At 64.4% G+C, this 12,145-nt stretch carries 10 protein-coding genes; 4 read left to right on the forward strand and 6 right to left on the reverse strand.

Translation table 11 applies throughout. The annotated features are described in order from the left end of the window. The first annotated feature begins 56 nt into the window (after nt 1-56). Nucleotides 57-1,049: an adenosine kinase gene (locus NLY33_RS02515; protein ID WP_023709632.1), complete on the forward strand. Its 993-nt coding sequence runs from the start codon at nt 57-59 to the stop codon at nt 1,047-1,049. A gap of 71 nt (nt 1,050-1,120) precedes the next feature. Here NLY33_RS02515 and NLY33_RS02520 read toward each other — a convergent pair whose 3' ends face one another. The 3 genes from NLY33_RS02520 to NLY33_RS02530 form a co-directional block, all read right to left on the reverse strand. Then, a complete protein-coding gene (locus NLY33_RS02520; RefSeq protein ID WP_023703543.1) occupies nt 1,121-2,200 on the reverse strand; it encodes a GGDEF domain-containing protein in 1,080 nt (359 codons plus the stop codon). 124 nt (nt 2,201-2,324) lie between these two features. Further along, on the reverse strand, nt 2,325-4,604 hold the full coding sequence (locus NLY33_RS02525) for an NADP-dependent malic enzyme (protein WP_023685127.1): 2,280 nt from the start codon (nt 4,602-4,604) through the stop codon (nt 2,325-2,327). A gap of 144 nt (nt 4,605-4,748) precedes the next feature. Further along, nucleotides 4,749-5,930 carry a glycosyltransferase family protein gene (locus NLY33_RS02530; protein WP_031200463.1) on the reverse strand — a complete coding sequence of 394 codons (1,182 nt, stop codon included), beginning with the start codon at nt 5,928-5,930 and terminating at the stop codon, nt 4,749-4,751. 165 nt (nt 5,931-6,095) lie between these two features. On the opposite strand from NLY33_RS02530, the gene mutS reads away from it, so the two are divergent. The 3 genes from mutS to NLY33_RS02545 all read left to right on the forward strand — a co-directional run bounded on the left by mutS (nt 6,096) and on the right by NLY33_RS02545 (nt 9,984). After that, the gene (gene mutS / locus NLY33_RS02535) at nt 6,096-8,825 is read left to right on the forward strand and encodes a DNA mismatch repair protein MutS (RefSeq protein WP_023708202.1); all 2,730 of its coding nucleotides are present in this window, start codon (nt 6,096-6,098) and stop codon (nt 8,823-8,825) included. A 73-nt stretch (nt 8,826-8,898) separates the two neighbouring features. Next, nucleotides 8,899-9,363: a nuclear transport factor 2 family protein gene (locus NLY33_RS02540; protein WP_023703547.1), complete on the forward strand. Its 465-nt coding sequence runs from the start codon at nt 8,899-8,901 to the stop codon at nt 9,361-9,363. A gap of 66 nt (nt 9,364-9,429) precedes the next feature. After that, nucleotides 9,430-9,984 (forward strand): TetR/AcrR family transcriptional regulator, encoded by a 555-nt coding sequence (locus NLY33_RS02545; RefSeq protein ID WP_023703548.1) that lies wholly within the window; start codon nt 9,430-9,432, stop codon nt 9,982-9,984. A gap of 4 nt (nt 9,985-9,988) precedes the next feature. On the opposite strand, the gene NLY33_RS02550 is transcribed toward NLY33_RS02545, so the two are convergent. The 3 genes from NLY33_RS02550 to copM form a co-directional block, all read right to left on the reverse strand. Continuing rightward, nucleotides 9,989-10,747, reverse strand: a complete 759-nt coding sequence (locus NLY33_RS02550; RefSeq protein ID WP_245261098.1) for an MBL fold metallo-hydrolase — start codon at nt 10,745-10,747, stop codon at nt 9,989-9,991. Nucleotides 10,748-10,799: 52 nt separating this feature from the next. Further along, on the reverse strand, nt 10,800-11,645 hold the full coding sequence (locus NLY33_RS02555; protein ID WP_023685133.1) for an aldo/keto reductase: 846 nt from the start codon (nt 11,643-11,645) through the stop codon (nt 10,800-10,802). A 92-nt stretch (nt 11,646-11,737) separates the two neighbouring features. After that, the gene (gene copM / locus NLY33_RS02560) at nt 11,738-12,121 is read right to left on the reverse strand and encodes a CopM family metallochaperone (RefSeq protein ID WP_023685134.1); all 384 of its coding nucleotides are present in this window, start codon (nt 12,119-12,121) and stop codon (nt 11,738-11,740) included. Between the last annotated feature and the right edge of the window lie 24 nt (nt 12,122-12,145).

Raw genomic sequence — 12,145 nt, forward strand, 5'->3', positions numbered from 1 at the left:
CTGTAGACCCGCCCGGGCGCGGCAGAAAGCCGGCAGGTTCCAAGGCGGAGACATTGATGCCGGATTTTGACGTGCTTTGCATCGGCAATGCCATTGTCGACATCATCGCCCAGTGCGACGACGCTTTTCTTGAGACCAACGGCATCATCAAGGGTGCGATGAACCTCATCGACACCAAGCGCGCCGAGCTGCTCTACAGCCGCATGGGGCCGGCGATCGAGGCCTCCGGCGGCAGCGCCGGCAATACCGCCGCCGGCATCGCCAGCTTCGGCGGCCGCGCCGCGTTCTTCGGCAAGGTGTCGAACGATCCGCTCGGCGAAATCTACGCGCATGACATCCATGCCCAGGGCGTTGCCTTCGACACCAGGCCGCTTGAGGGCCAGCCGCCGACAGCGAGATCGATGATCTTCGTCACCCCCGATGGCGAGCGTTCGATGAACACCTATCTCGGCGCCTGCATCGAACTCGGGCCGGAAGACGTCGAGGCCGACAAGGCGTCAGGCGCCAAGGTGACCTATTTCGAGGGCTATCTGTGGGATCCGCCGCGCGCCAAGGAGGCGATCCGGCAGACGGCGAAGCTCGCACACGAGGCCGGACGCGAAGTGTCGATGACTTTGTCGGATTCGTTCTGCGTCGACCGCTACCGGGACGAGTTCCTCGAGCTGATGCGCTCGGGCACTGTCGACATCGTCTTTGCCAACAGCCACGAGATCAAGTCGCTCTACCAGACAAAATCCTTCGACGAGGCGCTGGCGGCTATCCGCAAGGACTGCAAGATTGCCGCTGTCACCCGCTCCGAAAAAGGCTCGGTGATCGTGCGTGGCGAGGAGACCGTCACCATCCAGGCGACGACGATCCGCGAACTGGTCGACACCACCGGCGCCGGCGACCTCTACGCTGCCGGTTTCCTCTATGGCTATACGAGCGGGCGCAGCCTGAAGGATTGCGGCGATCTCGGCTCGCTAGCCGCCGGGCTGGTGATCCAGCAGCTTGGGCCGCGGCCGCGGCAAAACCTGCGCAGCGCGGCCCAACTGGCCGGGCTGCTGTAGGGCCGTCTTTCGGCGCGCAGCGCCGAGCCAGATGAGGGGTGCCCGCCGGTTCAGGCTGTCCGGCGCTCCGCTCAGGCGGTGCGGCGAAGGTCGTCGGACGTAGGCCCGGGTTCCAAAGCCCCGGCGGTGACCAGCCGGTTGCGGCCGCTCTTTTTGCCGATGTACATCAGTCGGTCGGCGAGCGTTATCAGCGCCTCCGAATCGGACGCTTCCGCCGGGTAGATGGCGACGCCAACGGTGCAACCAACATGGATGGCACCATTCGGCGTCGGCACCTTGATCCGCAGCTTTTCCAGGATACGTTCGGCGACGCCCACGGCCTTCTGTCGGGCCCGGCTAGCCTCTCCTGAAAACAGGAATGCGAACTCGTCTCCACCGAGCCGCGCCACGAAATCAGCGCTGCGCAGGATGGTGCGAAGCTGACCCGCCACCTCCTGCAGCAGCGCGTCGCCGGCCTCATGGCCGAGCGTGTCGTTGACCTTCTTGAACCTATCGAGGTCGATGAACAGCAGGCCGGCCGCCTGGCCAGTGCTGTCGCAGCGGTCGATCACCGACCTCAGCTCATTGTGAAAGGCGCGCCGGTTGGGCAGGCCGGTCAATGCATCGTGGTTGGCCGAGTGGTCGCTGTGCTGCTTGGCCAGCTCGATCTCGCGCTTTTGTACGGAGAGTTCCTCATTGGCGGCCTTGAGTTCGAGCAGCAGCTCGGCGTTGAGATCCTCGACGACCTTGCGGTCGCTGATGTCGACGACGAAACCTTCCAGGAATTCCAGTTCGCCGGCCTCGTCCCAGACGCCGCCGCCGATCTCGCGGACCCAGAGCGGCTCGCCGACCTGCGGCACGATGCGGTAGTCGACGTTCCAGTTGCAGCGCGCCTCGAGCGCGGTATCGACGGCGGCATAGACGGCAGCGAGATCATCCGGGTGGATGGCCGAGACATAGTCGCGCACGGCATTTTGAATGAAGTCGCTCGGCCGATAACCGCTGACGGTGAAAATGCCGTCGCTGATGTAGAGCATGGTGTAGGACGCATCGTTGCGGCAACGGTAGAGATAACCGTCCATGCGGCCGGTGATGCTGAGCAGCGCATCCAGCCGCTCGTCGTGATAGACCCCCTGGCCGACCACAGATGCAGAAACCCCGTCATGCTTCATGGCCGCACCCCCGTTTTGGCGGTCTGAGCGCGCCGCCAATGCCATAAGGCCATAGGGGGCGAGAACGTTCCCTATAGCAGCCGAATATTATCAATCTCTTATGGGTTGGCTATTTTGCCGCCAATCAGGCTCCCGCGCTATAGGCCGCGATCGCAGCCATGTTGACGATGTCCGAATCCTTGGCGTTGAGCGAGACGATCTGGACCGGTTTGTTCAAGCCGACCAGCAGCGGGCCGATGACGGTGGAGCCGCCGAGTTCCTGCAGCATCTTGGTCGAGATCGAGGCCGAGTGGAACGCCGGCATGATCAGCACATTGGCAGGGCCGGTCAGCCGGATGAACGGATATTGCGCCATGGCGCGGGCATTGAGCGCGACGTCGGCGGCCATTTCGCCGTCATATTCGAAATCGACCCGGCGTTTGTCCAGGATACGCACCGCTTCCTGCACCCGCTCGGAACGTTCGCCCTGCGGGTGGCCGAAGGTCGAATAGGCAAGCATGGCGAGCCGCGGCTCGTAGCCCATGCGGCGGGCGAAGCCCGCGGCCTCCTCGGCGATATCGGCGATCTGCTCGGCATTGGGCATGTCGTGCACGGCGGTATCGGCGACGAGGACTGTTTTGCCCCGCGCGAGCACGATGGAGACGCCGATGACGCGGTGTCCGGGCTTGGCGTCGATGACGCGGCGGATATCGTCGAGCGCCGTGGAATAGTTGCGGGTGACGCCGGTGACGATGCCGTCGGCATCGCCCAGCGCCACCATGCAGGCGGCGAAATGGTTGCGGTCGTTGTTGATCAGCCGCTGGCAGTCGCGGAACAGGAAGCCTTTGCGCTGCATGCGCTCGTAGAGATAATCGGTATAGATGCCGTTGCGGCGCGACAGCCTGGCATTGATGATCTCGATGCCTTGCTTGTTGAGGTCGATGCCGGCGTGCCTGGCGTTTTCCTTGATGACATCGTCGCGGCCGAGCAGGATCGCGGTGCCGAGCTTCTGGTTCACATAGGAGACGGCGGCGCGCATCACCTGTTCTTCCTCGCCCTCGGCAAAGACGATGCGCTTGGGCTGGCGGCGGACGCGGTCGTAGATGCGCTGCAAGGTCGAGGCGATCGGGTCGCGGCGGGCCGACAGTTCCTGCGCGTAGCGGTCGAGGTCGAGGATCGGCTTGCGGGCGACGCCTGACTCCATCGCCGCCTTGGCCACAGCGAGCGGGATGGCCGAGATCAGGCGCGGATCGAACGGCACCGGGATGATGTAGTTCGGGCCGAATTTCGGCCGGTTGCCCTGATAGGCGGCGGCGACATCGTCGGGCACGTCCTTGCGCGCCAGGTCGGCCAGCGCTCTCGCTGCGGCGATCTTCATGTCGTCATTGATGGTGGTGGCCCTGACATCCAGCGCACCGCGGAAGATGTAGGGGAAGCCCAGCACATTGTTGACCTGGTTGGGGTAGTCGGAACGCCCGGTGGCCATGATGGCGTCGGTGCGGATTTCGGCCACTTCCTCCGGCGTGATCTCCGGGTCGGGATTGGCCATGGCGAAGATGATCGGGTTCTTGGCCATCGACTGCACCATCTTGGTGGTCAATGCGCCCTTGGCCGACAGGCCGAGGAAGACGTCGGCGCCGTCCAGCGCCTCGGCCAGGCTGCGCGTGTCGGTCTTGACCGCATGCGCCGACTTCCACTGGTTCATGCCTTCGGTGCGGCCCTGGTAGACGACGCCCTTGGTGTCGCACAGGATTATGTTCTCGGGGGCAAAGCCCATCGCCTTCATCAGTTCGATGCAGGCGATGCCGGCGGCGCCGGCGCCGTTGCAGACCATTTTCGTGGTCTTCATGTCGCGGCCGGTGATCTCCAGCGCGTTGATCAGCCCGGCGGCCGAGATGATGGCGGTGCCGTGCTGGTCGTCATGGAAGACCGGGATGTCCATCAATTCACGCAGGCGCTGCTCGATGATGAAGCATTCCGGCGCCTTGATGTCTTCCAGGTTGATGCCGCCGAAGGACGGGCCGAGAAAGCGCACGCAATTGATGAATTCGTCGGCATCCTCGGTGTCGACCTCGAGATCGATGGAATCGACATCGGCGAAGCGCTTGAACAGCACCGCCTTGCCTTCCATCACCGGCTTGGAGGCCAACGCGCCGAGATTGCCGAGGCCGAGAATGGCGGTGCCGTTGGAGATGACGGCGACCATGTTGCCGCGCGTCGTGTAGTCGAAGGCGCGGCTGGGGTCTTCGGCGATGGCCAGCACAGGAACCGCGACACCCGGCGAATAGGCGAGGCTCAGATCGCGCTGCGTCGCCATCGGCTTGGTGGCGACGATCTCCAGCTTGCCGGGGCGGCCCATGGCGTGGAATTCCAGCGCCTCCTCGGCGCTGACGGAGGGGCCGCTGTTTTCGGTTTTCTTGGCCATGATGCTTTTGATTTCCTCGCCGGTGTCGCCCCCTTGAGACGGGTGCGTGTTTTTGAAACCTCTGAATCAAGGCTACACGCCACCGCTGTAAATCGCCAAGCAATCTTCACGCCCGCAGCGAAATCTCCCGAGGGTCGGATGGCGTCACGTCGGCTCTGGCTCGCTGACGAAGGCAGCGATTTCGCGCACCGTTCCCCGTCGCATCATGCCGTCTGTGCCGGGGAAAGGCCACGTCTCGATGGGTGGCGCACGGCTTCCCTTGCGCCGCAGCAATGCAGTCAGGAACGCCATGAGTTCGATGCGCTGGGCGTGAACCTTCTCCAGCGTGCGGCGGCGGATGTGCTGACGCGGTATGGCACGATCTCGCAGCGTCTCGACGGCGCGGCGAATGGCAGCCGGTTCCGGATCGGCGACGATGCAATAATCCGGATCGAAATAGACGTCGCGACCGCCAAGGCTCGGCGTACTGACGATCGGCAGGCCGGCCATCAGATATTCCATCGAGGAGTACATCGCTCCTTCCACGGCCGACAGGCACAGCCCGACGGCGGCCTGGTTGTAGACGTGGTTGACCTGTTGCGCCGTCAGCTTGCCCGGCCAGCCGTCGACGAGCGGATTGGCGATCTGGTGGAGCGGCGAACGCGCCTGCAGTCGCCGAACAAAGGCGCGGGCGGCAACCGGCGGCAATTCGCCGATCGAATAGGTGATGTGGGCCAGCCGCTCTATGTCGAAGGCCAGGTGATGGCGTTTGATCGGCGAGATGCGGCCATTGTAGACCGCGTCGAATTCGACCGGCACGTCCGGCAGCGGCCGGAATATATCCTCCGACACCATCAGATTGTGGTTGGAGAAGATGGCATTGCCGCCCGCAGCCGCGACGAGACGGCGCTCTTCCTCGGTGTTGCACAGGAAGATGATTTCGTGCAGCGGAAACCGGCCGGCATACCAGGCGAGATCGCGGCCCATCCGGGCGATGACAGCCGGCCGCTCCATGGTCCAGGTCTGCATCGTCAGGAAGGTGACGCGCCGTCCCGCCAGGCGCCGGCCAAGGGCCGCCAGCGGATAGAGCGGACGGGCTCCGCCAATCGGGACATAGAGCACCAGCGGGTCGCGGCTGAGCACATGCAGCGACATCTCGATGCCGCTATCGAGATCGGACAGCGGTCCCCGTGTCGGCAGGAGGAAGGGGACGCGCTTGCGCACTGTCCCCCTAAGCTTGCTTTTGGTGCGGTGGACGCGCCGCGCCGCCAACAGCAGCAGGCGCTCAAGCGCCGATCCAGCCGGACCGACCAGCTCTTCGAACGCCTCCTGTTTGTCCTGATCCATGCCGCTTATCCCCGCCATGGCGATCATAGGGTCTGGTTGGCGCCCGAAGCAACCAACGGCTTCACCCGGCGTAGAGGGAGCACAAGCCGCCGTCGAGGCCGGTCGTCCCCTGCTTTTCGGGCCGCCGGCATTAAACCCCGCACCCACATCTGCTAGCGTGCGGGCATGAACATGCACACTTCAGCAGAAACCGACGCCCCCGAGGTGACACCGCCTGCGCCCGTCGGCAGCGTCACGCCGATGATGGAGCAATATATCGAGATCAAGGCGGCGAACCCGGATTCTCTGCTGTTCTACCGCATGGGCGATTTCTACGAGCTGTTCTTCGACGACGCCGAAAAGGCGAGCAAGGCGCTGGGCATCGTCCTGACCAAGCGCGGCAAGCACCAGGGTAACGACATTCCGATGTGCGGCGTGCCGGTGCATGCGGCCGACGAATATCTGCAAAAGCTGATCGGCCAAGGTTTTCGCGTTGCCGTCTGCGAGCAGATCGAGGACCCGGCGGAAGCCAGGAAGCGCGGCGGCAAATCGGTGGTGCGCCGCGACGTCGTGCGGCTGGTGACGCCCGGCACCATCACCGAGGATAAATTGCTGGCGCCGTCGGAATCGAGCTTCCTGATGGCGCTAGGGCGGGTGAAGGGCGGCAACAGCGGTGACGCCTTCGCCATGGCCTGGATCGAGATCTCGACCGGCGTCTTCCGCGTCGCCGAAACCACGGCCGACCGCCTGCTGGCCGATGTCTTCCGCGTCGACCCGCGCGAGCTGATCGTCGCCGAGCCGGTGTTTTACGATCCCGAGCTGAAGCCGGTGTTCGACGTCATCGGCCGCGTCGCCAGCCCGCAGCCGCCGTCGCTTTTCGATTCGGCTTCGGCAGCGGGGCGGATCGCGCGCTTCTTCGAAGTGGCGACGCCTGACAGTTTCGGTGCCTTCTCGCGCGCCGAATTGTCGGCGATCTCGGGCGCCATCGCCTACGTCGAAAAGACGCAGAAGGCCGAGCGGCCGCCTTTGTCGCGTCCCGAACGCGAGGAGCAGGGCTCGACGCTGTTCATCGATCCTGCGACACGCGGCAATCTGGAACTGTTGCGCACGCTGTCGGGCAGCCGCGACGGCTCGCTGTTCAAGGCTATAGACCGCACGGTCACCGGCGGCGGCGCCAGGCTGCTCGCCGACCGGCTGATGGCGCCGCTGACCGATCCGGCGGCGATTGCCGCCCGGCTTGATTCGGTATCGTTCTTCCGCGCCGAGACGCGGCTCTGCCAGGCGGTGCGGTCAAGCCTGAAGAGCGTCGCCGACATGCCGCGAGCGCTGTCGCGGTTGGCGCTCAACCGCGGCGGCCCGCGCGACCTCGGCGCGCTGCGTGCCGGCTTCGAAGCGGCGGCCACCATTGCCGAACTGTTCGGAACGACCGTCCTGCCCGCTGAGCTGACCGCGGCACTTGCCGCGATAAAGGCGCTGCCGCGCGCGCTGGCCGAGCATCTGACCCAGGCTCTTGGCGAGGAACTGCCGCTGCTGAGGCGCGACGGCGGCTTCGTGCGCGGCGGCTACCATGCCGAACTCGACGAAATGCGGGCGCTGCGCGACGAATCGCGCAAGGTGATCGCCGGACTGGAGCGCTCGCTGATCGAGGAGACCGGCATCCGCTCGCTGAAAATCCGGCACAACAATGTGCTGGGCTATTACATCGAGGTGACGGCCAACCACCATTCAATCATGACCGGAAGCGACGGCGCCAAGGCGCGCTTCATCCACCGCCAGACCATGGCCAATGCCATGCGTTTCACCACGACCGAACTTGCCGAACTCGAGACCAAGATCGCCAATGCCGCCGACCGGGCGCTGAGCATCGAGCTTGCCGCTTTCGATACGCTGACGGCTGAGGCGGTCGGCGAGGCGCAGAAGATCCGCGCCGGCGCCGATGCGCTCGCCGTGCTCGACGTGTCGGCGGCGCTCGCGCTGTTGTCGGAGAGCGAAGCCTGGTGCCGGCCGCTGGTCGATTCCAGCCTTGCCTTCGACATTTCGGGCGGGCGCCATCCTGTGGTGGAACAGGCGCTGCGGCGTTCGGGCGAAGGGCCGTTCGTCGCCAATGATTGCGATCTGTCGCCGCAAGACGGGGCCAAGGCCGGCGCGATCTGGCTGCTCACCGGTCCGAATATGGGCGGTAAGTCGACCTTCCTGCGGCAAAACGCACTGATCGCCATCCTCGCCCAAACCGGTTCCTTCGTGCCGGCGACATCGGCCCATATCGGCGTCGTCGACCGGTTGTTCTCGCGCGTCGGCGCCTCGGACGATCTGGCGCGTGGCCGCTCCACCTTTATGGTCGAGATGGTCGAGACGGCGGCGATCCTCAACCAGGCCGGTGAGCGGGCGCTGGTGATCCTCGACGAAATCGGCCGCGGCACCGCCACTTTCGATGGCCTGTCGATCGCCTGGGCGGCGGTCGAGTACCTGCACGAGAAGAACCGCTGCCGGGCGATCTTTGCCACCCATTTCCACGAGATGACGGCGCTGTCCGGCAAACTGCCGCGCCTTTCCAACGTCACCATGCGGGTCAAGGAATGGGAAGGCGACGTCGTCTTCCTGCACGAGGTCGGCAAGGGTGCCGCCGATCGCTCCTATGGCGTTCAGGTCGCTCGACTTGCCGGTCTGCCGGAAGCGGTGGTCGGCCGCGCCAAAGAGGTGCTGCATCAGCTCGAGGAAGGCGATGTCTCCGGCAAGGCCAACCGACTGGTCGACGATCTGCCGCTGTTTTCGGTGGCAATGAAGCGGGAAGCGGCAAAGCCTGCGAAGAGCGACGCATTGGGCGCAGCGCTGGGTGAGATCAATCCAGACGAGATGACGCCGCGCGAGGCGCTGGAAGCGCTCTACCGGCTGAAGGGGCTGGCGGGGAAAACCTAGCCCGATTTCGGCCTTGACCAATTGTACCGATTGGTACAATGCTCGCCATCGCCTTTGCCGATGGGAGAATGACATGAGCCGTCCGCCGCTGCCGCCCTTCACCGCCGAGACCGCCGCGCAGAAGGCGCGCATGGCCGAAGACGCCTGGAACAGCCGCGATCCCGAACGGGTTTCGCTCGCCTATACGCAAGACAGCACCTGGCGCAACCGCGCCGAGTTCGTCTCGGGCAGAAATGAGATCGTCTCCTTCCTCACGCGCAAATGGGCGCGCGAGCTGGACTACCGGCTGATCAAGGAGGTCTGGACCTGGAACGACAACCGCATCGCGGTGCGCTTTGCCTATGAATGGCGCGACGACAGCGGCCACTGGTTCCGCTCCTACGGCAACGAGAATTGGGAATTCGACGCGGATGGACTGATGCGTAGGCGCGTCGCCAGCATCAACGACCTGCCGATCGCCGAGGGTGAGCGCAAATATCACTGGCCGCTCGGCCGCCGGCCGGACGACCATCCCGGCCTGTCCGAACTCGGACTTTAGAATATGATCCCTAGAGCTGTGTCGCGGTTTTCGGCAAAGATCATGCTCAAGCGGAAAAACTAGCGCATGCGCAGGATCGCGCCCGATCGCGCCGATTTGCTCTCCATCATCGGCGAGGTTTTCCGCGAACACGGCTATGAAGGGGCGAGCCTGGCGCGGATCGGTGCGGCGACCGGCCTAGGCAAAGGCAGCCTTTACCACTTCTTCCCCGGCGGCAAGGAAGAGATGGCGGCGGCTGTCATTGCCCATATAGATGGCTGGTTCGAGGAGAATGTCTTCGTGCCGTTGCAGGACAGGGCCGACCCTCGTACGGGCATCGACCGGATGTTCGAAGCGACCGAGAGCTATTTCCGGTCGGGCCGCCAGGTGTGCCTGATCGGCGCCTTCGCGCTGGACGAATCCCGCGACCTCTTCGCCATCGCGATCAGAAGCTACTTCGGCCGCTGGGTGGCGCATCTTGCCGAAGCGCTGACCCGAAGCGGGCACAGCGCTGACAGGGCGGACGAACTCGCCGAAGAAGCGGTCGGCGCCATCCAGGGCGCGCTCACGCTGGCACGCGCCTTCGACGACACGGCAGTGTTTTCCCGCGCGTTGCGACGGGCGCGGGCGGCGCTCGGCTAGAGTGCTACAAGGGCTCGAAGCGGAAAGCCGTCTCGGTTCGAAAAACCCGGCCGACGCCGGGCGAATCAAGATGCGCGCCGGCAACGTAGCAGTCGTTGTTGGCCGCAAGCGCCAGCATTTGCAACCGGCTTGCCCTCGCCTGCTGCTGGTCTGCGTCGAATTCCCACGTGATCTCGGGTCGATCGAATTGAAGCGACGGCACATGTACGATGTCGCCCCAGATCAACAGTGTTTCGCCTGCGCTCACAACGCGAAAGCAAGTGTGGCCGGCTTCATGGCCAGCGGAGCCGATCGTATCGATGTCAGCGCTGACGCGCTGTCCAGCATCGAGAGGCTGGGCGCGATCGTGGAAGCGTTCCAGCCTCGCCACGTCGCGAAACATGCCGAGCTCAGCGCGCGGGACAAGCAGGCGAGAGAGCTGCGGGAAGCCGTCGTCACCATCGGCAAGGATGAGCCCGTGTATATGGTCGAGATGGGTGTGGGTGAAAGCAACAGTCCGAATCCGGTCGGTGGCGATCTTCGCCTCGCGCAGCGCCTCGGGCAGGTGCCCCATTGTCGGGTGCCAGGCGTTCGAAGCCCCTGTGTCGATCAGCGTGATGTCGTCGCCGTCATCGATGGCGAAGGCGTTGACCGACAGCCTGAGCGCACCGTCGACGAGCGGTACATGCGAGGGCAGGTTGTCACCGAATGTCCGGTCTCCGGGCTGGCGCAGCCGCCTGATTGGCATGTCGACGTAACCGTCGCGCAGCGACGTGACCGTCATGGCTCCGACTCTATACGCCGTATGATGATACCCGGTCGAAACCCGTTCCAATCTAGATCATCTCCAGCCCGCGCTTGCGCGTCGGCGGTGGAAAGGCGCGGTCGAGTTCGGCGAGGTCTTCGGCCGTCAGCTCGATGTCGAGCGCGGCAACATTCTGGCGGACATGCTCCTGGCTGCTCGCCTTCGGGATGGCGATGACACCGGGCTGCGCCATCACCCAGGCAAGCGCGATCTGTGCTGCCGTGGCGTTGTGGCGGGCGGCGATGGTTTCCAGCCTGGAATTGCGCGCCAGCGCGCCCTGCTCGACCGGCGAATAGGCCATCAGCGGGATGCCGCGCTGCCGGCTCCACGGTGCGAGATCGAATTCGGGGCCGCGCCGCGACAGATTGTAGAGCACCTGGTTGGTCTGGACATGATTGCCAGACGACAGGCCGGTCAGCTCCTCCATTTCGTCGGTGTCGAAATTGCTGACACCCCAGTGGCGTATCTTGCCGGCCTCCTTCAGCGCCTCGAAAGCCTCGACGGTTTCAGATAGAGGCACACTGCCCGGCCAGTGCAGGAGATAGAGATCGATGCGGTCGGTGCGCAGGCGCTTCAAGCTGTTTTCGCAGGCCCGCGCCACGCCGGCGCGCGAGGCATTGGACGGCAATACCTTGGAGACAAGAAAGAGTTCGTCGCGGCGCCCGGCAATGGCTTCCGCTACCACCTCCTCGGCGCCGCCGCTGGCATACATTTCAGCGGTGTCGATCAACGTGATGCCGAGGTCCAGCCCGAGCTTCAGGGCATTGACCTCGCCGGCGCGGCGGCGGGAATCCTCGCCCATCTTCCATGTGCCCTGTCCCAGCACCTGGACGGCCTCGCCCGAAGGCAGTGTGGTGGCTCTTATCGTCGATGGCATGTGGGCTCCTGGCGCCGTGTAATCGATGCGAATGGCATCACAAGCACGGAGAGAAATCCAGAATGAATCTCTCCGGCATGGCCGTTGCTGCCTTACTTCGCCGGATGGGCGGCGAGCCAGGCCTGCATCTTGGCGATCTCGGCTTCCTGCGCGGCGATGACATCTTCGGCCAGCTTGCGGATTTCGGGATCCTTGCCATTGGCGAGTTCCACCTTGGCCATGTCGATCGCGCCCCGATGATGCGGGATCATGCCGCGCACGAAATCGACATCGGCATTGCCGGAATATTCGATCATCATGTCGGTGTGCATCTTGTCCATCGCCGCCTTGTAGCCGTCGGTCGAAGGACCTTGCGCGCCCATCGCGCCCATGTCGTGTTTCATCTCTTCGGATTGCGCCGGGACGCTTTCGAGGAAAACGGCAAGCAGCATTCCCGCCGCCATCATCAAAAGCACGATCTTCTTAGCCAAGGTCATCCATGATCTCCTGTTGATTGATAT

It is taken from the genome of Mesorhizobium sp. C432A (genome assembly GCF_030323145.1).
Taxonomy (GTDB): Bacteria; Pseudomonadota; Alphaproteobacteria; order Rhizobiales; family Rhizobiaceae; genus Mesorhizobium.